28 protein-coding genes are annotated in these 24,762 nt (G+C 42.1%); all 28 read left to right on the top strand.

The annotated features are described in order from the left end of the window. Positions 1 to 32 precede the first annotated feature (32 nt). The 28 genes from QZ998_RS08775 to trpS all read left to right on the top strand — a co-directional run bounded on the left by QZ998_RS08775 (position 33) and on the right by trpS (position 24,504). The gene (locus QZ998_RS08775) at positions 33 to 1,847 is read left to right on the top strand and encodes a diol dehydratase reactivase subunit alpha (protein ID WP_296559775.1); all 1,815 of its coding nucleotides are present in this window, start codon (positions 33 to 35) and stop codon (positions 1,845 to 1,847) included. Between the two features lies 1 nt (position 1,848). Then, positions 1,849 to 2,223 carry a glycerol dehydratase reactivase beta/small subunit family protein gene (locus tag QZ998_RS08770; RefSeq protein WP_296559774.1) on the top strand — a complete coding sequence of 125 codons (375 nt, stop codon included), beginning with the start codon at positions 1,849 to 1,851 and terminating at the stop codon, positions 2,221 to 2,223. 12 nt (positions 2,224 to 2,235) lie between these two features. Continuing rightward, positions 2,236 to 2,682: a BMC domain-containing protein gene (locus tag QZ998_RS08765; protein WP_296559773.1), complete on the top strand. Its 447-nt coding sequence runs from the start codon at positions 2,236 to 2,238 to the stop codon at positions 2,680 to 2,682. A gap of 56 nt (positions 2,683 to 2,738) precedes the next feature. Then, a complete protein-coding gene (locus QZ998_RS08760; protein ID WP_296559771.1) occupies positions 2,739 to 3,392 on the top strand; it encodes a phosphate propanoyltransferase in 654 nt (217 codons plus the stop codon). A 4-nt stretch (positions 3,393 to 3,396) separates the two neighbouring features. After that, positions 3,397 to 4,221 (top strand): ethanolamine utilization protein EutJ, encoded by an 825-nt coding sequence (gene eutJ / locus QZ998_RS08755; protein WP_296559770.1) that lies wholly within the window; start codon positions 3,397 to 3,399, stop codon positions 4,219 to 4,221. 24 nt (positions 4,222 to 4,245) lie between these two features. After that, entirely contained in the window at positions 4,246 to 5,088 is an 843-nt protein-coding gene (locus tag QZ998_RS08750; RefSeq protein WP_296559870.1) for a flavoprotein, read from the top strand. 16 nt (positions 5,089 to 5,104) lie between these two features. Then, positions 5,105 to 5,383 carry a EutN/CcmL family microcompartment protein gene (locus QZ998_RS08745; RefSeq protein WP_296559767.1) on the top strand — a complete coding sequence of 93 codons (279 nt, stop codon included), beginning with the start codon at positions 5,105 to 5,107 and terminating at the stop codon, positions 5,381 to 5,383. A gap of 12 nt (positions 5,384 to 5,395) precedes the next feature. Next, complete coding sequence (locus QZ998_RS08740) at positions 5,396 to 6,406, top strand: cob(I)yrinic acid a,c-diamide adenosyltransferase (RefSeq protein ID WP_296559765.1); 1,011 nt, start codon at positions 5,396 to 5,398, stop codon at positions 6,404 to 6,406. Between the two features lie 28 nt (positions 6,407 to 6,434). Next, positions 6,435 to 6,845, top strand: coding sequence for a heme-binding protein (locus tag QZ998_RS08735; protein WP_296559763.1), 411 nt, complete (start codon positions 6,435 to 6,437; stop codon positions 6,843 to 6,845). A 34-nt stretch (positions 6,846 to 6,879) separates the two neighbouring features. Further along, positions 6,880 to 8,289, top strand: a complete 1,410-nt coding sequence (locus tag QZ998_RS08730) for an aldehyde dehydrogenase family protein (RefSeq protein ID WP_296559762.1) — start codon at positions 6,880 to 6,882, stop codon at positions 8,287 to 8,289. A 14-nt stretch (positions 8,290 to 8,303) separates the two neighbouring features. Then, positions 8,304 to 9,629 (top strand): 4Fe-4S dicluster domain-containing protein, encoded by a 1,326-nt coding sequence (locus QZ998_RS08725; protein ID WP_296559761.1) that lies wholly within the window; start codon positions 8,304 to 8,306, stop codon positions 9,627 to 9,629. 23 nt (positions 9,630 to 9,652) lie between these two features. Continuing rightward, positions 9,653 to 10,621: a hypothetical protein gene (locus tag QZ998_RS08720; RefSeq protein ID WP_296559759.1), complete on the top strand. Its 969-nt coding sequence runs from the start codon at positions 9,653 to 9,655 to the stop codon at positions 10,619 to 10,621. Between the two features lie 68 nt (positions 10,622 to 10,689). Beyond that, positions 10,690 to 11,238 carry a BMC domain-containing protein gene (locus QZ998_RS08715; RefSeq protein ID WP_296559757.1) on the top strand — a complete coding sequence of 183 codons (549 nt, stop codon included), beginning with the start codon at positions 10,690 to 10,692 and terminating at the stop codon, positions 11,236 to 11,238. Positions 11,239 to 11,382: 144 nt separating this feature from the next. Further along, positions 11,383 to 12,246 carry a hypothetical protein gene (locus tag QZ998_RS08710; protein ID WP_296559756.1) on the top strand — a complete coding sequence of 288 codons (864 nt, stop codon included), beginning with the start codon at positions 11,383 to 11,385 and terminating at the stop codon, positions 12,244 to 12,246. Between the two features lie 135 nt (positions 12,247 to 12,381). After that, a complete protein-coding gene (gene dnaX, locus QZ998_RS08705; protein WP_296559753.1) occupies positions 12,382 to 14,142 on the top strand; it encodes a DNA polymerase III subunit gamma/tau in 1,761 nt (586 codons plus the stop codon). Between the two features lie 81 nt (positions 14,143 to 14,223). Then, positions 14,224 to 14,568 carry a YbaB/EbfC family nucleoid-associated protein gene (locus QZ998_RS08700; RefSeq protein ID WP_296559752.1) on the top strand — a complete coding sequence of 115 codons (345 nt, stop codon included), beginning with the start codon at positions 14,224 to 14,226 and terminating at the stop codon, positions 14,566 to 14,568. 7 nt (positions 14,569 to 14,575) lie between these two features. After that, positions 14,576 to 15,175, top strand: a complete 600-nt coding sequence (recR, locus tag QZ998_RS08695) for a recombination mediator RecR (protein WP_296559750.1) — start codon at positions 14,576 to 14,578, stop codon at positions 15,173 to 15,175. A 25-nt stretch (positions 15,176 to 15,200) separates the two neighbouring features. Next, positions 15,201 to 16,934: a phosphoenolpyruvate--protein phosphotransferase gene (ptsP, locus tag QZ998_RS08690; RefSeq protein ID WP_296559748.1), complete on the top strand. Its 1,734-nt coding sequence runs from the start codon at positions 15,201 to 15,203 to the stop codon at positions 16,932 to 16,934. A 24-nt stretch (positions 16,935 to 16,958) separates the two neighbouring features. Next, the gene (locus QZ998_RS08685; protein WP_186893706.1) at positions 16,959 to 17,222 is read left to right on the top strand and encodes an HPr family phosphocarrier protein; all 264 of its coding nucleotides are present in this window, start codon (positions 16,959 to 16,961) and stop codon (positions 17,220 to 17,222) included. 96 nt (positions 17,223 to 17,318) lie between these two features. After that, positions 17,319 to 17,699, top strand: a complete 381-nt coding sequence (locus QZ998_RS08680) for a YtxH domain-containing protein (protein WP_296559745.1) — start codon at positions 17,319 to 17,321, stop codon at positions 17,697 to 17,699. Positions 17,700 to 17,715: 16 nt separating this feature from the next. Then, a complete protein-coding gene (locus QZ998_RS08675; RefSeq protein ID WP_296559743.1) occupies positions 17,716 to 18,072 on the top strand; it encodes a DUF948 domain-containing protein in 357 nt (118 codons plus the stop codon). A 156-nt stretch (positions 18,073 to 18,228) separates the two neighbouring features. Continuing rightward, positions 18,229 to 18,549 carry an STAS domain-containing protein gene (locus tag QZ998_RS08670; RefSeq protein ID WP_296559741.1) on the top strand — a complete coding sequence of 107 codons (321 nt, stop codon included), beginning with the start codon at positions 18,229 to 18,231 and terminating at the stop codon, positions 18,547 to 18,549. A gap of 23 nt (positions 18,550 to 18,572) precedes the next feature. Then, on the top strand, positions 18,573 to 18,986 hold the full coding sequence (locus tag QZ998_RS08665; protein ID WP_296559739.1) for an ATP-binding protein: 414 nt from the start codon (positions 18,573 to 18,575) through the stop codon (positions 18,984 to 18,986). Beyond that, complete coding sequence (locus QZ998_RS08660) at positions 18,976 to 19,728, top strand: SigB/SigF/SigG family RNA polymerase sigma factor (RefSeq protein WP_296559738.1); 753 nt, start codon at positions 18,976 to 18,978, stop codon at positions 19,726 to 19,728. Before QZ998_RS08665 ends, QZ998_RS08660 begins: the two co-directional genes overlap by 11 nt. A gap of 98 nt (positions 19,729 to 19,826) precedes the next feature. Beyond that, positions 19,827 to 21,905 (top strand): elongation factor G, encoded by a 2,079-nt coding sequence (fusA, locus tag QZ998_RS08655; RefSeq protein ID WP_296559736.1) that lies wholly within the window; start codon positions 19,827 to 19,829, stop codon positions 21,903 to 21,905. Between the two features lie 96 nt (positions 21,906 to 22,001). Then, positions 22,002 to 22,595: a xanthine phosphoribosyltransferase gene (locus tag QZ998_RS08650; RefSeq protein ID WP_296559735.1), complete on the top strand. Its 594-nt coding sequence runs from the start codon at positions 22,002 to 22,004 to the stop codon at positions 22,593 to 22,595. Next, positions 22,573 to 23,412: an aspartate/glutamate racemase family protein gene (locus tag QZ998_RS08645; protein ID WP_296559734.1), complete on the top strand. Its 840-nt coding sequence runs from the start codon at positions 22,573 to 22,575 to the stop codon at positions 23,410 to 23,412. Before QZ998_RS08650 ends, QZ998_RS08645 begins: the two co-directional genes overlap by 23 nt. Before the next feature lie 81 nt (positions 23,413 to 23,493). Beyond that, entirely contained in the window at positions 23,494 to 24,504 is a 1,011-nt protein-coding gene (trpS, locus tag QZ998_RS08640) for a tryptophan--tRNA ligase (protein ID WP_296559733.1), read from the top strand. Positions 24,505 to 24,762: the final 258 nt, after the last annotated feature.

Genomic DNA, 24,762 nt, shown 5'->3' with positions numbered 1-24,762 from the left:
AGCAGAATAGGAAGTGTTGGGAGGACTAACATATGATTATTGCAGGAATAGATATTGGAAATGCAAGTACTGAAACAGCGCTTGCCCGATATGTCGACGGAAAGCCTGAATTTCTCTGCAGTGGCATCGTTGATACCACCGGGATGAAGGGTACACGTCAAAATATTCATGGAGTTTTCGCCTCTCTCAAACAAGCCCTGGAAAAAGCTGGTTTAACCGTAGAAAATGTTGATTTAATCCGGATCAATGAAGCTGCTCCCGTTATTGGGGATGTGGCAATGGAAACAATTACGGAAACAATTATTACGGAATCAACCATGATCGGTCACAATCCCTCTACACCAGGGGGATTGGGGATCGGTGTGGGTGTGACCGTAGACATAAGAGAAGTTAGTAATTGTGATAAGGGCGAGTCAGTTATCGTTGTTATCCCTAGAGAAGTGGATTTTGAAGATTCCTCTCGGATTATTAACCATGCTGTTAATAACGGCATATTTATTAATGGTGCCATTGTCCAACGTGATGATGGCGTTTTAATTAATAACCGACTTGTCAAAAAAATTCCGATTGTTGATGAAGTTTCACTGATTGAAAAGGTGCCAAGAAACATGCGCGCTGCCATTGAGGTTGCCGCACCAGGTTCGGTAGTTGAACAGCTATCAAACCCATACGGCATTGCAACCGTATTTGATTTAACATCCGACGAGACCAAGCAGGTTGTCCCTGTATCACGAGCGCTCATCGGAAATCGTTCAGCAGTTGTTATCAAAACGCCGGCAGGGGATGTTAAAGAAAGAAAAATCCCGGCTGGTCAAATCATTATTCAGGGCGCTAACAAAAAAGCTCAGGTTAATGTCGATGATGGTGCTGAAAAAATTATGGATGCAATACGGTCCGTCGCTCCTATAGAAGATATTAAAGGAGAAGCTGGCACTAATGCTGGTGGAATGCTTGAAAAGGTCAGACAGGTCATGTCTAACCTGACAGATCAACTGCCAAGCGCAATCAAAATTCAGGATTTATTAGCCGTTGATACTTTCGTACCACAAACTGTCAAAGGTGGGGTTGCGGAAGAATTTTCCATGGAAAATGCCGTTGGTATTGCCGCCATGGTTAAGGCTGATAAATTACAGATGAACATGATTGCCCATGAACTGGAAGCTGAACTGGGTGTAAAAGTTGAAGTGGGTGGAGTCGAAGCCGATATGGCGATCCGCGGTGCTTTAACAACACCAGGAAGTAACAAACCTTTAGCAATTATCGATATGGGTGCAGGATCAACAGATGCAGCAATTATTAACAGGGCAGGTGAAATCAAGTCCATCCATTTAGCAGGTGCCGGAAATATGGTCACCCTGCTTATTGCATCAGAATTAGGATATGATAACACGGCACTGGCGGAAGATATTAAAAAATATCCGCTGGCGAAGGTTGAAAGTTTATTCCATATTCGTCACGAAGATGGAACCGTTCAATTTTTTGATAAGCCACTTGATCCCAGAACTTTTGCACGGGTTGTCATTTTGACACCAAATGGAATGGTGCCCATACCGGGTAATTATTCACTGGAGCGTATTCGCGCAATACGTCGAGAAGCGAAGACAAAAGTATTTGTTGTAAACGCCATTCGTTCATTAGAACGGGTTAGCTCCACCGGAAACGTCCGGGATATTGAATTTGTTACTCTGGTTGGTGGATCAGCTCTTGATTTTGAGATCCCGCAATTAGTAACAGATGCCTTATCCAAGTATAGTATTGTTTCAGGACGGGCAAATATTAGAGGGGTTGAGGGTCCACGTAATGCAGTCGCCACTGGTCTAGTACTAGCTTACAAAGAGGGTGAATAAGATGCATATGGATTTCGATGCTCCAAAACCAGAAATTAAAGTTGTTCACGGTATAAATATTACGTATCAAAAAGTTGTTGACGAAGTATTGCATGGAATTGAAGAAGAAGGAGTGCCTTTTTGCATTGAAAAGCTCGACGAAAGCAACCCGGTAGAGCTTGCTTTTCGAGGTGCTGAACTGTCTCATCTTGGGGTTGGAATCGGAATTACCGAAAAAGAAGTGGTACTCCATTACATTAAACTAAAAGAGGATCAGCCAATTTTTAGAATTCCGTCCTACAGTGATGAGGCAACACTACGAGCAATCGGCAGCAATGCCGCCCGACTGGTAAAAAGAATGCCTTTTAAAAATCTTGATAATACTGAGCTGTCGTAAGGAGGGGTTAATTTGAATAGAGGAGAGGCCATTGGCCTAATTGAGGCTATTGGGTTGGCCACGGCGATTGAAGCTGCCGATGCGGCAGTCAAGTCAGCAAATGTCAGACTGATTGGCTATGAAGCCTGTAAGGGCGACGGGATGTCGACCATTAAGGTGGCGGGTGATATCGGTGCTGTAAAAGCGGCGGTTGATGCGGCTACGGCTGCCTGCGCTAAAGGTCGGGGCGTTTGGGCTACTAAGGTAATCGCCAGGCCCAGTGAAGGAATAGAAAAACTGATTTACAATAGTCAAACGGTGGGATATACACCACCAGTCGAGCCCGAAGCTGAAGTCGTTGTTGAAGAATCAAAAGCGGAAGCAAACGAAGCAGTGGTAGCAGAAACGACGGAAGAATTTACAGAAGAAGTAACAGAAGAAGTAACAGAAGAAGCAACAGAAGAAGCAACAGAAGAGTAAAACGGAGAATGCTTCGTTAATTCATAAAATGATCTTCTGATGAAAAGGTGTTTAATATGAATGCAGACGAAAAAAAAGTCATCGAACAAATCGTGATCAACACGGTTAAGAAATTGATGGAAGAAAAAGACAGTCCAAATCGTGTTGTTTTGGGTATTTCCAACAAACATATTCATCTTTCCCAGGAAGATATTGAAACACTTTTTGGTAAAGGTTATCAACTGACCAATATGAAAGACCTAAAACAGCCGGGGCAATATGCAGCAAAAGAAACGGTTAAAGTGATTGGACCTAAGGGCAGTTTTGACAAGGTTCGTATTTTAGGACCGGCCAGACCGGAAAGTCAAATCGAAGTATCATTAACCGATGCCAGAACGCTTGGCATTAAAGCCCCAGTATGTGAATCAGGTAAACTTGAAGGCACACCGGGAATTATTCTTGAAGGACCCTGTGGCCAAGTTACGCTGGTTAAAGGGGTGATGGTGGCATTGAGACACATCCATATGCCTCCTGATGTAGCCAATAAGCTTGGTATAAAAGATAAAGATTGGGTTTGTGTTGAAACAAGTGGTGTTCGCAAAACGGTTTTTTGTAATGTGCTGGCTCGAGTATCCGATAAATTTGATTTTGAAATGCATTTAGATACGGATGAAGCTAACGCAGCAGGACTAAATAACGATGATTATTTAAAAATAATCCCAAACAGGTGAAATAATGGATTGGAAATCTGGTAACGACGCAATATTGGAATTTGCAGAGTTAATTCGGGAGAAAAAAGCCAATGCTTACACTGGTGAGCTAAAAGTTGGCGTCGATCTTGGTACTGCAAATATTGTCATCGCGGTAGTTGACGAGAACAATCGTCCGATTGCCGGAGCTACGCAAGGTGCGTCAGTTGTTCGCGACGGAATTGTCGTTGATTATCTCGGAGCGAGCCAAATTGTGCGAAAACTTAAAGGTGAGGTTGAGGGAATCCTGGGCATAGATTTAACATATGCCAAAGCTGCCACAGCCATTCCCCCTGGTATCCTGGCTGGAAACACGAAAATTATCTCCAATGTGGTCGACTCAGCTGACTTTATTGTCACCAACGTGGTTGATGAACCAACTGCCGCAGCAACCGTTCTGGGTATTCAAAATGGCGCTGTTGTGGATGTTGGGGGTGGAACCACGGGAATCAGTATTCTTAAAGATGGTGAGGTTATCTTCACGGCCGACGAAGCGACCGGAGGAACACATATGAGTCTGGTACTGGCAGGTTTTCATCACATCAGCTTTGAAGAAGCTGAGGAACTTAAAAAAAATGAATCACAAAAGAAAATATTTCCAATTATCAAACCCGTTGTCCAGAAGATGGCGTCGATCGTCAATCGCTTTATAGTCGGGTATGACGTAGACGTTATTTATGTGGTTGGCGGGGCTTGTGTCTTTGATGATTTTGAAAAAATATTTGAAGACGAAACAGGTATCAAAACCATTAAACCAGTAGAACCATTGTTGGTAACACCCTTAGGGATAGCCTTTAATTGTCAAAGGTAAGAAATGTGGTGATAGAATTTGGACATGGAGAAAATGCTCGAAAATGGTTTGTTGGATACACTTATTCAAAAAATTGTTGACGAGGTTATCAGGCGAATAAAAAATCAACCTAAAAAAGCAGTTGTTTTCTTTACCGGAGCGACGATTGGTTTTAAGGATTCGATGGATTCACTGTTGAAATTACAAAAAGATGGTTGGCAATTAAAAGTTGTTCTTTCTGATGATGGCATGAAGGTGCTAAATCCTGCTGCTATTCAAAAAGAATTAAGTCTTGACGTGATTTATCACAGTGGCAACATCAAAAGTCAAAAAGAGCTATACGGATCAGCAGACATGTTTGTGATTGCTACCATGAGTGTCAATACAGCAGCTAAATTGGCTGTGGGAATAACCGACACAGTCCTGTTATCCCTCGTCAATCACGGTTTCATGGCTGGTACACCGGTGGTTGCCGCGATCAATGCGTGTGACCCCGATGATCACCAGAGAGCCAAACTTGGGATGGGGAAATCATCGCCAAAGTATCGCGAAATGTTGAATAACAATATCGCAACATTGCGGGATTTTGGAATGAAATTAGTAAGTGGCAAAGACTTGTATGCAACATGTATTGGTGACCCACCTGCAGAAGCAAGTGACTTAATCGTAAAAAAGACAGATAAGTCTGTCAGGAAAGAGCCGGTGGTTAATAATCAGACCTTGCCTGTCAATCAGGGCGAGTGTGTGATTGATAAAAAAGTAGTCTCGCGGGTGGATATTTTAAAAGCTCAGGGATCAAATGTGATTAAGATACCAGCTGGATCAATTCTAACAGGTTATGCTGCGGATGCGGCCAAAGAATTTGGGCTCCAGATTATCAGGATTTAGTGAGGGTGGTGAATATATGCAGTTAGCAAAAGTAGTCGGAAACGTAGTATCAACCCAAAAAGATCCTAATCTTGTGGGATGTAAACTGTTAATTATTAAAAAAATTGATGAATACGGCGAGTTTGAAAAATATTCAAGTTCTTCTACAGCAATTGCCGTGGACTCGGTCGGCGCGGGTATTGGAGAAACAGTTATCGTGACATCGGGGAGCAATGCCCGCTATGTGTATGGCGATAAAATGGCTCCGATTGATATGACCATTGTCGGCATTGTTGATGAAATTCAGATTGTTTAGTGAGGTGGAGTAATGCCAAATGTGTATACCCGAGGAGGGGACAAGGGTGAGACCGGTCTTTTTGGAGCGAGTCGAACACCGAAGGATAATATCCGTGTCGATGCATATGGAACCATGGACGAAGCGAATTCGGCGATTGGTTTAGCGTATTCACTTTGCGAAGATGAAGATATCAAAGAAATACTGCACTATTTACAGAAGCGAATTTTTGTTTTAGGTGCAGAACTTGCCAGTGATGAAAAAGGCAAGGCGATGCTGGTAGACAGAATTGCTCAGTCTGATGTCGATTATATGGAATGCACGATGGAACAATACTTAGCAATGATTGGTCCCCAAAAGGCGTTTATTATCCCAGGAGCCAGTCCAGCGTCGGCAGCACTTCACGTTGCCCGGACAGTTGTTAGGCGGGGTGAACGATTGATTGTCAAATATAGTCGTGAAAATGAAGAAAGTCGGCCAGAATTGGTGAAATTTGTTAATCGACTTTCTGATACCTTGTTTGTTTTAGCTCGAACAGTAGAGTTTAACGGAGTGGTAAAAGAAGTTGTAAGCCGGGTTAAAGAAAAACTGAATCAGTTAGAACAAGTCGAAACAGATGCCATTGATGGCAAAGATAAGAATAAAGATTATTCATTACTCACTCTAGCAAAAAAAATGGCTGCTGCAGCCAGAGTTAAGGCTGAAGAAATCAATGTACCAATCGTTTTTTCAGTTGTCGACTCCGGAGGCAATTTAGCCTACTTTGAACGCATGGAAGATGCCCTGATGGTCAGCATTGATATTTCAGTCAATAAGGCATATACAGCTAATGCACTGAAAATGTCGACCGATAAGGTTGCCGATGTGGTGAAAGAGAATGGCTCTCTATACGGCCTACAATGGACCAATAATGGTCGCATGGTCGTTTTTGGAGGTGGTTATCCACTAAAGCACAATGGCGAAATTATTGGCGGAATTGGCGTCAGCGGTGGAAGTGTGGATGAAGATATGATTATTGCAAAGAGTGCTTTGGCTGTTTTATAAAATACTAATTAATCAGGAGGAAGAAAAAATGACGACTACTGGAAAATTATTAGATATGGCAAAAAAAATGGCAGAAGCGGCTGCTGCAAAAGCAATCGAAATTGATGTGCCAATGGTTATTGTAGTTTGCGATGCCAGCGGAAACACGGTATTATTTAACCGGATGGAAGATTCGTTACTCGCCAGTATGGATATAGCAACCAATAAAGCTTATACAGCCGTTGCTCTCAAAATGGGTACCGATCAGGCAGCTGATCTTGCCAAAGAATCTGGCCAGTTATTCGGAATCGCGTCCTGCGATAAGGGAAGAATGGTTGTCTTTGGCGGTGGTTTCCCTATTTTCGAAGGCGATAAGATCATCGGTGGTATCGGAGTAAGCGGTGGCAGTGTCGCCGACGACATGATTGTTGCTCAAGCTGGACTAGACGCATTAAAATAAGACAAAAATTAACACGATCCAGGAGGTACCTTGTATGAATATTGATACAACAGGTATAGAATTTATAGTAAAAAAAGTAATGGCAGAAATTGATTGTGCAGTTGAAGGCGGAAAGCCTTTAAGAGATGGTGAGCTTGGAATTTTCAATGACATGGAGAATGCCATTGATGCTGCTTTCGAAGCTCAAAAGTCATTTATGAGACAGCCAATGGCGTTCCGAAGCAAGCTGATTGCAGCAATGCGAGCAGAAATGCTTAAAAAAGAAAATATGGAAATGATTTGTCAGATGGCGGTCGAAGAAACAGGCATGGGCAATTACGAACATAAACTCTTAAAACATGAGTTGGCGACGGTTAAAACGCCTGGGGTCGAAGATCTGGTGGCCGAAGCATTTACCGGTGATGATGGGTTAACCTTAGTTGAACAATCGCCATATGGTGTAATTGGTTCAGTTTCACCTTCAACCAACCCCAGCGAGACGGTTATCTGTAATTCGATTGGGATGCTGGCGGCAGGAAATACCGTTGTATTTGCGCCACACCCCAGTGCTAAAAAAACCAGCGCTTTGACTGTTAAGTTGCTAAATAAAGCCATTGTAGAAGCTGGCGGTCCAGAGAATCTGATCGTTACAACGGCAGAACCAACCCTGGATAGTGCAAACACCATGTTTACCAGTTCAAAAATTACCCTACTTTGTGCGACCGGTGGTCCGGGAGTGGTAAAAACGGTCTTGCAAAGCGGCAAAAAAGCGATTGGTGCAGGAGCGGGTAATCCACCGGCATTAGTTGATGAAACGGCTGATATTGAAAAAGCGGGAAAAGATATTGTCGATGGCTGTTGCTTCGATAATAACTTACCTTGTATCGCTGAAAAAGAAGTGGTTGTCGTTGAACAGGTAGCCGACTATCTGATCTTTAACATGAAAAAGAATGGTGCTTATGAACTAAAAGACGCCAAGAAAATTGCCGAATTGGAAGAACTGGTTATACCCGGTGGTCGCTTAAGTCGCGATTACGTCGGCAGAAGTGCTAAGGTTATTCTAAAAGGAATTGGTATTGAGGTTGATGATTCGGTTCGGGTTATCATTATGGAAACAGGCAAAGATCATATCTTTGCAGTTGAAGAATTGATGATGCCGATCCTTCCAATTATTCGGGTTAAGAATGTTGCTGAAGGAATTGATCTGGCCGTATCGCTGGAACATGGCTACCGACATACTGCAATCATGCATTCAACAAATATCAATAACCTAACGGAAATGGCAAAAAGAGTGCAAACCACTATTTTTGTTAAAAATGGTCCTTCATATGCTGGTATCGGTGTTGGTGGGGAAGGCTATACAACCTTTACCATTGCCGGTCCGACTGGAGAAGGCCTAACATCTGCTAAGACATTTACGCGTAAACGACGATGTGTATTAGTAGGAGGATTTACGATTAAATAATAGAGGTGTTGTTCATGAGCGCAAATTTAGTAGAATTGGTACAAAACGCCGGCATCGTTGGTGCAGGCGGGGCAGGGTTTCCAACCCAGGTCAAATTAAATTGCACCGTTGAAACAGTTGTTGTCAACGGCGCAGAATGCGAACCATTATTGCGCGTTGATCAACAACTGATGGCACTGGAGGCTGTTAAAATGTTAACAGCTCTTCAGGCTGTTATCGATCAAACACAAGCAAAGGAAGGCATTATTGGCCTTAAAAAGAAATATACAGATGCTATTGATGCGATAAACAAAGAATTATCAGCATTTCCTAAGATTAAAATGCATTTGTTAAAGAACTTCTACCCAGCTGGAGATGAGCAGGTGCTTGTCTATGAAACAACGGGGCGGATTGTACCTGAAGCCGGAATTCCGTTAAATGTCGGTACATTAGTGATAAATGTCGAGACACTTATAAACATTTATGATATAATGGTAGACAATAAGCCGGTTATGGATACATATTTGACATTAACAGGCGAGGTTAAGAACAAACTTACAACAAAGGTACCTTTGGGTATTACCGTTCGTGAAGCTTTGGAATTAGCCGGAGGAACAACCATTGAGGATTTTGTCGTGATCAACGGCGGTCCGATGATGGGAAAAATCGTTGATGTTGAGTCAGTGATTACAAAAACAACTAAAGGACTGATTGTTTTAGCAAAAGATCATCCGTTGATCGTTTCTAAAACGAAGTCCATCAAGGAAACCATGAAAATGGCAGGGATGGCTTGTATGCAATGCAACTATTGTACAGAGCTATGTCCGAGATACGCTTTGGGTCATAATCTGGAACCCCATAAACTCATGCGGATCGCTGCCTATGGTTCGACTTGTGACACGTCCACCCAAGCTACAAACGCTTTTCTATGCTGTGAATGTGGCTTATGTCAATATGCATGTGTAATGGACCTACAACCTTGGAAGTTCAATGCCATGCTCAAGCGAGAATTTGGAAGCAAAGGGATCAAAAATCCTCACCACCTTGTACCAACATCAGCTGTGCCCTTCAGAGAAGGCAAACAGTTTAACGTTTACCGTTTAGTATCACGATTGGGACTGACGAAGTATGATCTTCCGGCTCCGATGGTTGAAACGGATAAAACGTTTACTAAAGTCAACCTATTATTGTCACAACATATAGGTGCTCCTGCAGTAGCAGTTGTAAACGTTGGAGATCATGTGGAGCGAGGACAACTTATCGGGGATATCCCTGAGGGTAAACTGAGCGCAAAAGTTTTTGCTAGTATTAGCGGTAGGATTTCAGCCGCGGATAGTGAGAAAATCACTATCGAGTCCTAAATCATATTTTAAGGGGGATAATTATGGACTTTACAATGTTAATCGCCGCATTTGGCGGTGGCGTATTAGCCACATTTATGGGCGGGCTTCAAGCCTTTATTTTCACCGGTTTAACCGTTTTGGCGGCAATCATGGGTGGAGAATTCGGGGCACCTGCAATTGGTATTATTAGTTTTGGTTCTTGGTTTGGTCCACATGTTGCCTTCGCCGGTGCTGTAGCCGGTGCTGCGTTTGCAATGACAAGAAATCACATTGAAAACGGTCAAGATATCGTTACACCACTTGTAAAATTTGGTGATCCAATGGTATTAATCGTTGGTGGTATCTTCGGTATGGTTGGTTTCCTGATTCAATACATTGTTGGACCAGTTATCGGAACAGCTGTATTTGATGGACTGCTTGGAGAAGGCGGTGGAGCAGGTTGGACTGATTCAGTTGCTTTAACAGTTATGCTTTCTGGTATTATTGTACGTTTAGTATTTGGTAAAACAGGTTTAACCGGAAAAACACCAGCTGGTGAAAAACGCGAATGGGTTTCTACTGGAAGCCGTTTAGGATTTGTTCTTACCTATGGTGCTGGTATTGGTATCTTAATTGGTGGTATCGCTGCTACATTAGGAACACTTGGCTTAGAAGGTGGCGTTGCAGAAGCGGCTTACCTATTTAACATGACACCAGTTATCGGTTTCGCAGTTGCTGCGATCTCGCTAATCTTCATCACTTGTGGACACTATTTTGAAGGATGGCATCATATCGTTTTACCTGCAGGTTCAACAGCGGTAATTTTATTCACAGCTGGCGCAGGTCCTATTGCTGCAATTATTGGTGCAGCAATTACAGGTATGTTTACAGCTTTCTTGGGCGAATGGGCTGCAAAAACACTTAACAGTCATTGCGATACCCATATCGACCCTCCTGCCGTAGTAATCTTTATTACACAGCTCATTAACTTCACCATTCTTGGTGGGTTAATCGTACCGGCACTCTTCTAGTAAGAGAACCGCTACATCTGATCTGGTTTTATGTTTAAATCATTCACAGTATAGAAAGAAGTGATATTTTGAAAAAAGCAGTTGGTTTTATGGAATTTAAGAGCATTCCAGTTGGTATAGAATCCACTGATGAAATGCTAAAATCCGCAAATGTTGAGCTGCTGATGGCATCACCTTTATGTCCTGGTAAGTACGTCAGTATTATAGCTGGAGATGTGGGAGCCGTCGAAGCATCAATAAAGAATGGTGAACAAGTGGGTGGTATCCACATGTTAGAGTCTCACGTTATACCGAATATTCACCCCGATGTTTTGCCGGCCATGTTAGGTGCAGGTGAGATCGGTGATGTGAAATCACTAGGTATTGTTGAAACGATTAATGCTATTTCTTCAATTTTGATCGGAGATATTTGTGCGAAAGCATCAAACGTAGAACTCCTTGAAATTCGAATTGCAAGAGGCTTGGGTGGAAAAGGCTTTGTATTAATCACTGGTGAAATATCTTCTGTTAAAATGGCCATTCAAACGGCTCAGACAGAGATGGCTGAATCGAATCTCATTACGAGCTATTCGGTTATTTCTTCACCGCATAAGGATATCGCAAGAATCCTGTTTTAACACAAGCTGTAAAAATTAAAATGTATAAAAGACAAATGGCTTCGGTCATTTGTTTTTTATACATCAGATTTCTATTTTTTATAAATGCACCAAGGCCATTTATAAAAAATAGAACCATACTATGTCATTAAAAAGGAGATTGTCATGGCTCGTAAAAGTAAACCTAAATCACAATTAATAAAAGACACAGAGATTCAAGGTAATTTGAATACAACGAATTCAAGTGAAGCGGGGAATGAAGAAGTGGGGAAGTTTGATGATTTAATAAAAAAGGTTAGCAGAGTGATTGCGGGTAAAGAAGATAACACCGAGGATTTCAGTGACAAGAATCCCCAGAAAATGAACTCAACAAAAATAGAACGTGAATTAGATGCAAAGGCGGAAGCAGAAGCTAAGGCAAAGGCGGAAGCAGAAGCCAAAGCGAAGGCCGAAGAAAAAGCGAAGAAAGAAGCTGAGGCTAAAATAAAGGCTGAGTTAGAAGCCGCTGAAGCAAAAGCAAAGGAACTTGCCCAAAAAGCTGCTGCTGCAAAGGCTGAAGCTGATAAGAAGGCAAAAGCTGTCGCTGCAAAATCCAAGGCTTTAATCGAAAAATTGCATCAGAAGTTTCAGGACGAGGCAATAGCAATAAAAAAAGCGGCTGAAGCTAAAAAACAACAAGAAGAAAAAAAACAGGCAGAAATAAAAGCAAAAAAAGAAGCTGAGGAAGAAGCTCGAATCAAAGCTAAGTTAAAAGCTGAAGAAGATGCGAAAAGGTTAGAAATGGCTCGTCAGAAAGAAGCCGAAGAAAAAGAGAAAAGTAGAATCGAGCTTGAGGAGCGGCTGCGCAAAGAAATCAGGGACAAAGCTAAAGCGCTTCAAGAATTGACGGCAAAGGCAGCTGAACGGGCAATATCAAAAGAGCGAAAAGTTCGGGCAGAAATTGAACAAAAAAGACTAAAAGTTCAAACCGAAAAAGAACAGGCAAAAAAAGCGCGGCGCGAAAAAGACCTGCCCTTCCACCTTTTATAAAAAAAAAGAAGTTCCTTTTAGAGGGACTTCTTTTTTTTGAACGACCAATAAATGGTGGAATGCATTTAGCTATACAATTAATTCAGAGTGTAATATAATAAAACTACTAAAAGTACAGAACTAAAGAGGGAAAAAATGTCATATTTAGCACTTTATCGGAAATATCGTCCGCAAACCTTTGATGAGGTGGTGGGTCAGGATAGTATTACCCGGATACTTAAAAATCAAATTAAATATAATCGGATTGGTCACGCCTACCTTTTTTCAGGCATCAGAGGAACAGGAAAAACCTCGCTGGCAAAGATATTTGCCAAGGCCATCAATTGCCCGAATGGAATTGACGGAAATCCATGTAATCAATGTGATGTTTGCCAAAAAATTGATCGCCCCGGCGTTATGGATATCATCGAAATTGATGGCGCTTCCAATCGTGGTGTCGATGAAATTCGTGAAATTCGTGAGCGAATAAAATACCCGCCAACAATTGGCAAATATAAGGTCTATATTATTGATGAGGTTCATATGCTCACCAAGGAAGCCTTTAATGCCTTATTAAAAACCCTTGAGGAACCGCCGGAACATGTCGTTTTTATCCTGGCCACTACTGAACCGAATAAGTGTCCAGTGACGATATTATCGCGATGTCAACGCTATGAAATTCGCCCGATTCCCAGAGCTTTGATCATTATCCAAATGAAGCAGATCTGTCAGGATATTCAGGTGACAATGGCAGAGGAATGCTATGATTTTATTGCCGCTCGGGGTGAAAACTCAATGCGTGATGCGCTGAGTTTATTGGACCAGATCATCGATCTGAAGGATCAAAATGGGAATGTAGCTTTCACTGACCTGCTGGAATTTACTGGTATGGCTGATAAACAAAGTATCAGTGATTTGGTAAAAAGAATTGTCGATTATGATAGCGCTGGTGTGATAACATGTCTGAGGGTACTGGTCAGCAAAGGTAAGGATAATAACTTACTGATAGACCAGATAATTGAATTTATGCGGGGTGTTCTGATAACTAAAACCGCTAAAGCGACGGCAAAAGAAATTCTACTCTGTACGGCTGAGGATTTAGTTGTCTACCAGCAATTAAGTGAGCAACTGACATTTAATCAATTGTATCAGATGATTAGTCAACTGATTGACGAAAAAAATAAACTGAAATACAGCAGTCTTCAGGGAATAATCCTGGAAATGGCGCTATTAAAGCTTTGTCTAAGGGATCAAATAGCGATATCGATTCCAGCAACAGAAATTGTTTCACAAAAAAAAGCAGTAAAACCACTACCGCCGATTGACCAGCAAAGCAATATAGCGATAAAAAAGGTGCCTCCAGAAAATTTACCACAACCCGAAAACCAGCTGTCAGAGAGCCGCTCGCTTGACGCAGAACGACCAGAACCTGAAGAAGAGGACCGTTTCGCAGCCGGGGTTGAGGCTTTTGAAGCGGTGCCTGAAAATAAAGTCAAGGTTGCCTTATCAGGGCAAGAAGATAATCTGAATCAGCCCGGATCTGATAAAAAAGGAAAGACCGGAAGCAGTCGCCATGATGGTATGAGACTCTTCAAAATTCTTTGTGATGAAATAGCAAAAACGAACTCAGGTCAGGCGATGTTTTTGAAACGGGGTCAACCGGCACTCGAGGGTGAGGGCCACTTGGCAATAATTTATACGGTGGAAAACAAGAATTTTTATCAGTTCGTCAATAAACCCGAGCTGCTTAAAGGCTTTGAAACGGCGCTCCTTCAAAAGATGGGAGAAGCCATCACGGTTTCAATAAGGTTGGAAGAAGAAAATTTTAATGAGCTTGATCTGCTGGAAAAAACCTTGCGCATTGTTAACGATGAAGCGGTGAAAATAATCACAACTACCGATAAACCGCAAAATTAGCTTAAAAAGATAGTGATAATAATAGGTCATTAGTGTTATAATGAGGAAGTTATAAAGAATGGAAAACCACAGGAGGATAGAATGGCAAAAAGAAAAATGCCGGCCGGAATGGGTGGCGGAAACATGAACAATATGATGAAGCAAGTGCAGAAAATGCAACAAGATATGGCGAAATTACAGGAAGAACTCGAAGAACGGGAAGTTGAAGCCACTGCTGGCGGCGGCGCTGTTAAAGTAGTCGCAACTGGCAAGAAAACAATTTTATCGATCAAGATTGATCCCGAAGTGATTGATGAGGATGACATTGAAATGCTCGAAGATCTGGTATTGGCGGCGGTTAATGAAGCGATTGTCAAAGCAGAAGAGATGGTTAATAGTGAAATGGGAAAAATTACTGGGGGAATGAATATTCCCGGTTTAATGTAGGTTATCGATGGGATATTACCCAAAGACGCTTGAGCGGTTGGTTCAGGAATTGGGAAAACTGCCAGGCATCGGTGAAAAATCGGCGCAGCGGCTAGCTTTTCACATTATCAATCTATCTGTCGAAGAAATTTCAAGCTTGTCCGAGGCATTATTATCAGCGAAATCAAAAATAGTATTGTGTCAGACCTGCTTTACAATAACCGATAAAGAAATCTGTGATATTTGTGAGAATCCAAAGCGCGACCAACAAACCATCTGTGTGGTTCAAAATAGTCGGGATATTTTCGCAATTGAAAAAACCCGTGAGTATAACGGCTTATACCATGTGCTCCACGGCGCCATTTCGCCGCTTGACGGGATTGGTCCTGCGGACATCAAAGCCCGCGAATTATTACTGCGGATTGGCAAAAGCGACATAAATGAAGTTATCATGGCAACCAATGCTACAGTCGAAGGTGAAGCCACAGCGATGTATTTAGGAAATCTGATTAGTCCACTTGGGGTAAAGGTTACCCGGTTGGCAAAGGGTATCCCGATTGGTGCTGATCTTGAATACACAGATGAAATAACATTAATTAAAGCCTTTGAAGGAAGAAATGAGATCTAAACCTTTAAATAAAGGAGAATTAAAGATGTTTATTAAAGAAGGAATTATTGCATCACCGGGTATTGTTATTGCGAAGTCACTTGTTTATGAAAAGATTCAGTTGGAAGTAAACAAAAATAAAATCAACGACACCGAGGCTGAAATTGTTAAATTTCAAAATGCGGTGAAGCACAGCCATCAGCAATTGGAAGCCATCCGAATAAAAGCCATCAGCGAGCTTGGTGAAGAAGAAGGTGCAATTTTTGAGGCTCACGCGATGGTTTTGGATGATCCAGAATTTGTCGAAGGCGTCGAAGCTGAGATCAATAATAATCATTTAGCAGCCGATTATGCAGTAAAGATCGTCACCGATCGTTTTTTTGATATCTTTGATCAGATGGATGATCCCTATTTCAGTGCTCGGGCAGCTGATATTAAAGATGTCGGTAGCCGGGTTCTTCAGAATATTCTGGGAATTGTCCAGGCTGATTTGTCCCAATTGGAAGAAGATGTGATTATCATTGCCGATGATCTGACCCCATCAGATACGGCACAGATGGATAAGAAGCGGGTGATGGGTTTTGCGACCAACATCGGCAGTCGCACATCCCATACGGCGATTATGGCTCGCAGCCTGGAAATACCCGCAGTACTTGGCTTGGGCGATATCACGAAGACGGTCAAAAATGGTGATTTGATGGTGGTGGATGGACTAACCGGCAAGGTATGCGTGAATCCCAGTGATGAACAACTGCAATCATATGAAAAAGAAAAACAGAAGTATCAGGATTATCTTAAAGAGCTGGAAGCATTAAAAGACTTAGAAGCCATCACCTTAGATGGCAGAAAAGTCGAATTAGTTGGGAATATCGGAGAGCCCAATGACGTGGCTGGTATTCTCAAGAACGGTGGGGTCGGGGTCGGACTCTATCGAACTGAATTTTTATACATGAACAGCGAAGTCATGCCCAGTGAAGAAAAGCAATTTGCAGCTTACCGTTCAGTTTTAGAAGCTTTTCCCAACGGGCCGGTAATTATTCGCACCTTGGATATTGGCGGCGATAAAAAACTGCCTTATTTACCGATGGATGATGAACTGAACCCATTTTTGGGTTTACGGGCAATCAGGCTTTGCTTTAAAGAGGTTGGTCTGTTTAAAATCCAGCTCAGGGCGATTCTGCGAGCCAGTGTTTATGGGCAGGCTCACATCATGTTCCCGATGATTTCATCAATTACGGAAGTAAGACAGGCTAAGGCTATCCTGCTGGATTGTATGAAGGAGCTGGATCAAGAACAGCTGCCCTATGATAAGACTGTCAAGGTTGGGGTGATGATTGAAATACCATCAGCCGCCATTGCTGCCGATATCATTGCCAAAGAGGTCGACTTCTTTAGCATTGGTACCAATGATCTTTGTCAATATACCCTGGCGGTAGACAGAATGAATCAGGAAGTTTCCTATCTTTACGATCCCTTTAATCCGGCGATTTTACGTCTGATTAAGCAGGTTACGGCAACATCCGACAAGAAAGATAACTTTTTTACCGGAATGTGCGGTGAAATGGCAGGTGATCCGTTAGCGGCGATACTGCTGTTGGGATTGGGTCTTTATGAATTTAGCATGAGTGCCCTGTCAATTCCCCAGATTAAAAAGATCATTCGCAGTGTCACTTATGAAGATGCAAAAAAAATAGCTGATGCTGCTCTTAATATGGAAACCGGTGAGGAAATAATGGATTTTGTTCAAAAATCAATGAAAAAATTGAATTTAGATATTTAGAGAAAATCATTAGGAGGAATTACAATGGTAAAAAAAGAAGTGACAGTATTAAATGCGACGGGTTTACATGCCCGACCGGCATCAATGTTTGTACAAACAGCCGGTAAATTCAAGTCTAAGATATTTGTGATTAAAGAGGGAAACTCAATTAATGCGAAAAGTATTATGGGCATTATGGCAGGGGGGATTTCTCAGGGCACAACGATTGAAATTCAGGCTGAAGGCGATGATGAAGCCGAAGCAGTGGATGCCTTGGTACAATTAATCAATGATAAGTTTGGCGAATAGTTTCTTTGAAATAAAAAATAAAATAAATGACTGTTAATTAAGGGTGTTTTGAGGTAAAATGTAGTATATATCACAATGAAAGTAGAGGAATTTAAAATGAGCAGTAACAAATTATATTTTGTTGGCGGACTTTTTCTAGGAACCATCATTGGCGGAACACTAGGCGTGTTATTAGCACCGGCAGCAGGTGATGAAACTCGAAAAAAATTGGCCGAAGGCACAGAAGAAGCCCTGGGCAATGCCTATGATCAAGCTATAGAATATGGTGAAAATCTCAAAGAACAATTCCAGGACATGCAAGAACAGTTTACTGAACGCGTTAATGAGTATAAAAACCAGATTGAAAGTAAGATTCAGGAAATTCAGGATGAAGTTGAACAGGATATTGCTGATTTAAACGAAGAACTGGAAGCCCTTGAAAAAGAAGATGCAAAAATGACTGAAGAAGTTGAAGTTGCTGATAAAGAAGAAGCGTAAGGATTGGATGTTATAAATGATAACGTTAAATTTTAGCTTATGGGAACTGGCACTGCTATTAGTAGGAGTAGCCTTTGTGGTCGGAACGGTTTATTTAGTTAAGCTGCTTAAGAGTCTGGCAGCAACCTTTGACACAACCACTAAGCTGATGGAGGACAATCGTCTGGCGCTTCGCAGTATTATGGAAAATGCTGATGGCATAACTAAATCAACTGCCCATATCGTTGACAAGTCCAGCATGATGGTGGATGAGGTTGAAGTCGCGTTAAATACCATCAAACGTGATGTTATTGATCCAGTTGTAAAAGCTACAGCGGTATTAAAAAGAGGCTTGGAAGTTTTTCAAAAAAAGAATAGCAAAAATAAGGTATAGGCCGTGGATTTACAGCCCTAGGCCCAATGATGGTAATCACCGCATTGGGTCTAGTTTTGGATTTATGAAAAGGCCGATTAGCGAGCGCCTGTGACAAAAAGCTTTATCAATAAAATTAGCTTTTTTTAAACAGATTAATTGTGAAATGGAGATTATATGAACAGCAATAACATAATTGGAATGGGTAAAACAAGTATGGTCAGTATTAAAGGCGAAATCGACATTTATTCTATTGAAAATTTCAGAGCGTCAATCGAAAAAGAAATTCAGACTCAGGCAACGCAAATCATTTTAGATTGTTCCGAGTTATCCTATATGGATAGCACCGGCATGAGTGTATTAATTGAGTTAAGAAATAAAACCAAAGAAATGGGACAAAAGATTATTATGATGAATCCGCGACCCAATATCAAAAAGCTGTTATCGCTTACAGGAGTCGATAAGATAATCGAAATTGTAGACAATCCAGCTAACTAAGCAAATTGAGAAGGGGAAAAAGAATGGATAGGATAAAACTGACACTGCCGACAAAACCAGAATATGTCAGCTTAGCACGCCTTACAATAGCATCAGTAGCAAACAATATGGGTTTTTCCATTGGCGATGTGGAAGATTTGAAGGTTGCTGTATCTGAGGCCTGTACGAATGCCTTGAACCATAGTAAGAATCCAGATACAAGTTACGATTTAACCTATATTGTCGAGAATCAGAAGTTGGTTTTTACGGTAACGGATCGAGGCGTTGGTTTTGAACCAGAGGAAGTGGCGATGCCGGATCTTAATGGCAAACAATTAGGTGGCTTTGGTTTGTTTATCATCAAATCACTAATGGATAGGGTAGAAATTATTAGTGAGCGAGGATCAGGAACCTCAATTACCATGATCAAGAACCTATCGACGAACCATGAAGTATGAGCGAAAAATAAGTAAAGAAGACGTCAAAAAATTATTTGCCGAGTACGAAGAGACAAGAGATCGTGACTTAAGAGACCTGCTTATTGAAAATTACCTATACATCCCCAAAATTTTGTCCCGAAAATACGGGCATAAAAATGGCGATAATGAGGATATTTTTCAGGTTGCCTGCCTGGGTTTAATGTACGCGGTAGAGCGATTTGATGTTAGCAGAGGTTATGAATTTGATACCTTTGCGACACCGACAATTATTGGAGAAATAAAGCGTTATTATCGAGATCGTGAATGGTTGATCCGAATTCCAAGGAAGGTTCAGGATCTCAATCGTGAGATCAACCAAACCCGGACAACCCTTGAACACAAGCTGATGCGATCACCAACTATCACTGAAATTGCTATTTATTTAGAAATTTCTGAGGAAAGTATCATTAAGGCAATGGATAGCAGCAATGCCTATTATCCGAAATCCCTGTCAATGGAGTACGAAAGTAATCAGGATGGCCAGGAGGTCAGTCTGATGGATCTTTTGGGAAACCGCGACAGCAACATGGAAAATGTCGAGAACATCGACCTATTAAAGCAGAAAATTCAAGCACTTAATCCGGTTGAACGGATTATCGTGGAACAACGTTTTTTTCGGGGCAGGACACAAAAAGAAGTAGCTGAATTTATTAATAAATCTCAGATGACCGTATCGCGAATCGAGAAAAAAGTGATGAAAAAGATAAAAGAGGATCTATAATAAATCTTTTTGTGGATTATTCTTTGGAAATATTATAAAATACCCTTATACCAAAAAACAAATTAAATCATTGGCAAAATAAGCGAGGGGGAAACAGCATGAAAACGTATCCAACAAAGAACATCCGTAACATTCTTATACTAGGTCACGGTGGGAGCGGAAAAACAACCTTGACTGAAGCATTGGCATTTAATGCAGGTGCCGTTGATCGTATGGGAAAAATTGACGAGGGGAATACCCTGTCAGACTTTGATCCAGAAGAAAAGAGACGAGAGTTTTCGATTTCGTCAGCTATTATTCCTTTAGAATTTGGTGGACATAAGATCAATCTTATTGATGTACCAGGTTATTTTGATTTTATTGGCGATGCCTACGCGGCACTTCGAGTAGCCGATGCAGTGATTATCGTTGTCGATGCGCTGTCAGGCGTTCAGGTTGGAACTGAAAAAGCCATTGAACTTTTAGAAAAGGCTAATATTCCGGCCTTTATCGTTGTCAACAAAATGGACAGAGAAAATGCTACCTTTGCAAAGGTCATGGACGAATTAAAAGAAACCTTTGGCAATAAGGTTGTGCCATTTGAGTTACCAATGGGTGAAGGTGAAGCGATGAATGGTGTTGTCAACATCGTTGATATGACCGGTAGCCAAAGAAAAGATAACCGTTGTTTTGATGTAGCCATCACAGAAGAGATGAAAGCAGAATTAGAACCCTATCGAGACATGATTATGGAATCAGTGGCTCAAACTAGCGAAGCCCTGATGGATAAGTATTTTGAAGGCGAAGAATTAACCCGGGATGAAATTCACAGTGGTATTCGCAAAGGCGTTATTGACGGCGAGTTGCTGCCAGTATTGTGTACCTCAGCAACCCTGAACATTGGTGTTGAAACCCTTGAAAATATGATTATTGAGTATCTTCCGTCACCAGGAGAAGGAAAATTTGAGGTCGGTAAGGATCCCCGCGATAAAAAAGAAATCGAACGGAAATGCACAAACAATGAGCCATTTTCGGCACTAGTATTTAAAACCATTGCGGACCCCTATGTAGGCAAGTTGTCAATTTTTAAAGTGATGTCAGGGGTTTTAGATCATTCCGTGGAAATATATAATGCCACCCAGGAAGTCAAAGAAAAAGCGAATCATATCTACGTTCTTCGCGGAAACAAACAGATCGAGGTTGAAAAACTGGAAGCGGGAGATATCGGAGCCTTTTCTAAATTGAGTGATACAGTTACTGGCGATACCTTAACAAGCGCCAAGTCACCGATTGTATTCGATAAAATTGAATTACCAAAACCAATTATCGCAATGGCGATTGAGCCGAAAACAAAGGCCGATATTGATAAACTGGCCACCGGCCTGCATCGATTGGTGGAAGAAGATCCAACCATGACAGTAAGCCGTAATAAGGAAACCAAACAAACCCTGGTATCAGGTTTAGGTGAAATGCATCTGGAAATTATTTCTCAGAAGTTAAAACAGAAGTTTGGGGTTGACGTTAATTTAGTTGATATGAAGGTACCCTATCGGGAAACCATCAAGAAAAAAGCAACTGCTGAAGGAAAACACAAAAAACAATCCGGCGGCAGCGGTCAGTTTGGCCATGTCTGGGTTGATTTTGAACCAGGCATTGATCCGAATGCACCATTCCAGTTTGTCGATAAGGTTGTTGGTGGAGCTGTTCCCAGAAACTTCATTCCAGCCGTTGAAAAAGGTCTGGAATTATGTATGGTAGAAGGGGTACTGGCTGGCTATCCGGTCACCGGCGTTAAGGCAACACTTTATGACGGATCCTACCATGCTGTTGACTCCGACGAAATGTCCTTTAAGATGGCTGCCACAGCAGCTTACCGAAAAGGTATGAAAGAAGCCACTCCAGTGATCTTAGAACCGATCTATCATATTGACATCACCGTCCCCGAAGAATACATGGGTGACATCATGGGTGATTTAAACAAAAAACGCGGTCGAATTATGGGAATGGAATCAGCATCAGGCGGAAAACAGCGCATTTCAGCTGAAGCACCGCTGGCAGAAATGTTCAAATATGCCACCGAGCTACGCTCGATGACCCAGGCTAGAGGCGAATTCGCGATGGAATTTGTCCGCTATGAAGAAGCTCCGATGGTTATTTCGGAGAAAGTCATCGCCGCAGCACAAAAAGAAAAAGAATAATCAGATTGAGTGAATGAAAGCGGGAAGAAATTCCCGCTTTTCTTTATCCACAAGAGTATGTTATAATAATTCGATTAGGATACGAAGGAGCAGTCAATGGAATTATTAGAAGAAAAAATCAGACAAGAAGGTCGTGTCAAAGGCCAGGGAATCCTCAAGGTGGATTCTTTTTTAAATCACCAGTTGGATGTAGCGCTGTTTGAAGAAATGGGAAAGGCTTTTGCCAAACGCTTTGCCGGAGAGGGAGTCAATAAAATCCTGACCATTGAGACATCAGGGATTGCCATTGCGACCAGCACGGCCAGATATTTTGACTATTGTCCGGTGGTTTTTGGGAAAAAGTATGTGTCACTCAATTTAGACGAGGAAATCTATTCCAGTGATGTCTATTCCTATACCAAACAGCAAGCCTATAAAATTATGGTCTCAAAAAAATACTTAAGTCCAACCGATCGTATTTTAATTATCGATGATTTTCTGGCCAATGGGAAGGCGGCTGAAGCTTTAATCGAGTTAATCAATCAGGCCGGTGCTACCCTGGTGGGGGTGGGTATTGCCATCGAAAAAGGATTTCAGGAGGGCGGAGCATTAATCCGTCAACAGGGAATCGCGCTGGAATCATTGGCAATCATTGATGAGATGAGTGAGGAAAAAGGAATCGTATTTCGTGATCAATCAGGAAAGCAGTAAGCTGATGAACCACAATGGACCAATTGGTGTCATTGATTCGGGCATCGGCGGTTTTACCGTGCTAAAAGCACTCCAGCAGCGACTGCCCAATGAAGATTATCTCTATTTTGGTGATTCAATGCGAATGCCCTATGGTGAACGCGAAAATGATGAGCTGATCCTGTTGGCCAATACCATTATCAGTGAATTGGAAAATAGGGGGGTTAAAGCCGTGGTTTTAGCCTGTAATACGCTTTCTTCGTTGATTGTCGAACTGAGCGCCCAGGTGCCACTGTTTAGCGTCATCGAAGCCGGTGTACAGGAAACCCTGAACTGGCGTGATCGCGGTCTGGTTGGGCTGATTGCGACCACGGCTACGGTTAAAAACCGTGGTTATGAAAAGGAACTAGAGCTTTGGACCCGCGATGTCGAGTATATAGCCCAGGGAACCCATACCCTCGCCAAGGTCATAAACGATGGCCAGGGTGATTTAAAAATTTTAAAAAATAATATCAGAGAAGCGGTCGAACCGATTTTATTAAGAGGCATCAAGAGAGGGATCATCATCGAAGAACTGTTACTGGGGTGTACCCATTTTCCGATTGTGGCGGTAACGATCCGGCAGATGTACCCGGAGCTTGAGCTGATTAACCCGGCCAATGGCCTGGTCAGGCAGTTGAACAAACATCTGACGGATTTTAACTATTATAATACCCAGAAAGAATTAGGGAGAACCCAGATTTTGACTACTGCCGATTATGATATTTTTGAGCGAATGATTAAAGAATTAGAAATCGATTGTGATGCCTTGGAAATGACACAATTGAAATTATCCTAAAGTTTTACAATACATAAAAAGGCAATTCTGGCAGTTGCTAGTGCTTTAACGAATCAACTGCCATTAAAATAAGGAGTAAATATGACAACCGAAGCACCAGTAAAAAAAATAGTATACAGTGGCATCCAGCCGTCGGGAACCTTTACGATCGGAAATTACTTTGGCGCGATGAAAAACTGGGTAAAAATGCAGGAAGACTATCGCAGTCTATTCTGCGTGGTCGATCTGCATGCCATCACAATGCCCCAAAACCCCGCCGACTTACGCAGACGGACTTATGAATCGATAGCTTTGCTGTTAGCCCTGGGCATTGATCCGGAAAAATCGATTCTCTATGTGCAATCGATGGTACCGGAGCATTCAGAACTGGCCTGGATTTTAAATTGTTCAACCTATATGGGGGAACTCAGCCGGATGACCCAATTTAAAGATAAATCCCAAAAGCAGGGTGAAAACATCCGGGTTGGGCTTTTTGACTATCCGGTGCTGATGGCCGCCGACATTCTTCTTTATCAAACCGATTTAGTCCCGGTCGGCAATGATCAGCGCCAACATGTTGAGCTGGCTCGGGATATTGCGATTCGTTTTAATCAAAATTTTGGCAATGTATTTAAGGTGCCGGAAGCATATTTTGGCGAGTCTGGGGCGCGTATTATGAGTCTTCAGGAACCGGATCGGAAAATGTCCAAGTCGGATGAAAATGCCAATGCATATATCTCATTGCTGGACGACTCTAAAACGATTGTCAAAAAGTTTAAACGGGCAGTCACCGATTCAGATATGGCCGTTTATCACAATCGCGAAGAAAAGCCTGGGGTTTCTAATCTAATGGAAATCTATGCCTGTGCCACCGGAAAAAATCTGGAAGAGATCACCCGCGAATTTGATGGTAAGGGCTATGGCGATTTCAAATTGGCCGTCGGCGAAACCGTTGCTGATACCCTCTTGCCGGTTCAAAATGAGTATCATCGGCTGCTGGGCGAAAAGGCTTATCTGGAGCAGATCATGCATGTGCACGCCGAAAAGGCCTCCCAGATTGCCTGGAGAACCCTCTCAAAGGTGCGTAAAAAAGTAGGACTGATGACCGTATAACAAGGGTTACCGTAGGGCTACCGAACCGACCAATTGTTAATCTGTTGTTTGCTGCACCATGCGAAATCCGCTAAGCTCCTTTCGCATTGGTCGCGGGCAGTCGCCAACTACAAGCAAGCTTGTGATTGGCTCGTTGCCTTCGCGCAGAATCGGACAGGCTCTGCTGTGTCCGCTCTGACGCAAACAACATGATGTAACAATTGTCGGTACTACTGTATTCTTTATCGACAGTTTTGATCACCATCTTTTAAAAAAGGG

Origin of the sequence: uncultured Acetobacterium sp. (assembly GCF_927416815.1) — a bacterium.
Lineage (GTDB): Bacteria > Bacillota > Clostridia > Eubacteriales > Eubacteriaceae > Acetobacterium.
Note: the sequence above shows the minus strand (reverse complement) of the source record. Positions and strands in the feature narration are given on the sequence as shown.

What these genes read in the sequence shown, in the direction of transcription:
- trpS (WP_296559733.1), top strand. Translation starts at nt 23,494, where the DNA reads ATGACAACCGAAGCACCAGTAAAAAAAATAGTATACAGTGGCATCCAG.
- QZ998_RS08700 (WP_296559752.1), top strand. Translation starts at nt 14,224, where the DNA reads ATGGCAAAAAGAAAAATGCCGGCCGGAATGGGTGGCGGAAACATGAAC.
- fusA (WP_296559736.1), top strand. Translation starts at nt 19,827, where the DNA reads ATGAAAACGTATCCAACAAAGAACATCCGTAACATTCTTATACTAGGT.
- QZ998_RS08685 (WP_186893706.1), top strand. Translation starts at nt 16,959, where the DNA reads ATGGTAAAAAAAGAAGTGACAGTATTAAATGCGACGGGTTTACATGCC.
- QZ998_RS08750 (WP_296559870.1), top strand. Translation starts at nt 4,246, where the DNA reads ATGGAGAAAATGCTCGAAAATGGTTTGTTGGATACACTTATTCAAAAA.
- QZ998_RS08665 (WP_296559739.1), top strand. Translation starts at nt 18,573, where the DNA reads ATGGATAGGATAAAACTGACACTGCCGACAAAACCAGAATATGTCAGC.
- eutJ (WP_296559770.1), top strand. Translation starts at nt 3,397, where the DNA reads ATGGATTGGAAATCTGGTAACGACGCAATATTGGAATTTGCAGAGTTA.
- QZ998_RS08710 (WP_296559756.1), top strand. Translation starts at nt 11,383, where the DNA reads ATGGCTCGTAAAAGTAAACCTAAATCACAATTAATAAAAGACACAGAG.
- QZ998_RS08720 (WP_296559759.1), top strand. Translation starts at nt 9,653, where the DNA reads ATGGACTTTACAATGTTAATCGCCGCATTTGGCGGTGGCGTATTAGCC.
- dnaX (WP_296559753.1), top strand. Translation starts at nt 12,382, where the DNA reads ATGTCATATTTAGCACTTTATCGGAAATATCGTCCGCAAACCTTTGAT.
- QZ998_RS08770 (WP_296559774.1), top strand. Translation starts at nt 1,849, where the DNA reads ATGCATATGGATTTCGATGCTCCAAAACCAGAAATTAAAGTTGTTCAC.
- QZ998_RS08670 (WP_296559741.1), top strand. Translation starts at nt 18,229, where the DNA reads ATGAACAGCAATAACATAATTGGAATGGGTAAAACAAGTATGGTCAGT.
- ptsP (WP_296559748.1), top strand. Translation starts at nt 15,201, where the DNA reads ATGTTTATTAAAGAAGGAATTATTGCATCACCGGGTATTGTTATTGCG.
- QZ998_RS08675 (WP_296559743.1), top strand. Translation starts at nt 17,716, where the DNA reads ATGATAACGTTAAATTTTAGCTTATGGGAACTGGCACTGCTATTAGTA.
- QZ998_RS08730 (WP_296559762.1), top strand. Translation starts at nt 6,880, where the DNA reads ATGAATATTGATACAACAGGTATAGAATTTATAGTAAAAAAAGTAATG.
- QZ998_RS08650 (WP_296559735.1), top strand. Translation starts at nt 22,002, where the DNA reads ATGGAATTATTAGAAGAAAAAATCAGACAAGAAGGTCGTGTCAAAGGC.
- QZ998_RS08680 (WP_296559745.1), top strand. Translation starts at nt 17,319, where the DNA reads ATGAGCAGTAACAAATTATATTTTGTTGGCGGACTTTTTCTAGGAACC.
- recR (WP_296559750.1), top strand. Translation starts at nt 14,576, where the DNA reads ATGGGATATTACCCAAAGACGCTTGAGCGGTTGGTTCAGGAATTGGGA.
- QZ998_RS08660 (WP_296559738.1), top strand. Translation starts at nt 18,976, where the DNA reads ATGAAGTATGAGCGAAAAATAAGTAAAGAAGACGTCAAAAAATTATTT.
- QZ998_RS08760 (WP_296559771.1), top strand. Translation starts at nt 2,739, where the DNA reads ATGAATGCAGACGAAAAAAAAGTCATCGAACAAATCGTGATCAACACG.
- QZ998_RS08775 (WP_296559775.1), top strand. Translation starts at nt 33, where the DNA reads ATGATTATTGCAGGAATAGATATTGGAAATGCAAGTACTGAAACAGCG.
- QZ998_RS08725 (WP_296559761.1), top strand. Translation starts at nt 8,304, where the DNA reads ATGAGCGCAAATTTAGTAGAATTGGTACAAAACGCCGGCATCGTTGGT.
- QZ998_RS08740 (WP_296559765.1), top strand. Translation starts at nt 5,396, where the DNA reads ATGCCAAATGTGTATACCCGAGGAGGGGACAAGGGTGAGACCGGTCTT.
- QZ998_RS08745 (WP_296559767.1), top strand. Translation starts at nt 5,105, where the DNA reads ATGCAGTTAGCAAAAGTAGTCGGAAACGTAGTATCAACCCAAAAAGAT.
- QZ998_RS08735 (WP_296559763.1), top strand. Translation starts at nt 6,435, where the DNA reads ATGACGACTACTGGAAAATTATTAGATATGGCAAAAAAAATGGCAGAA.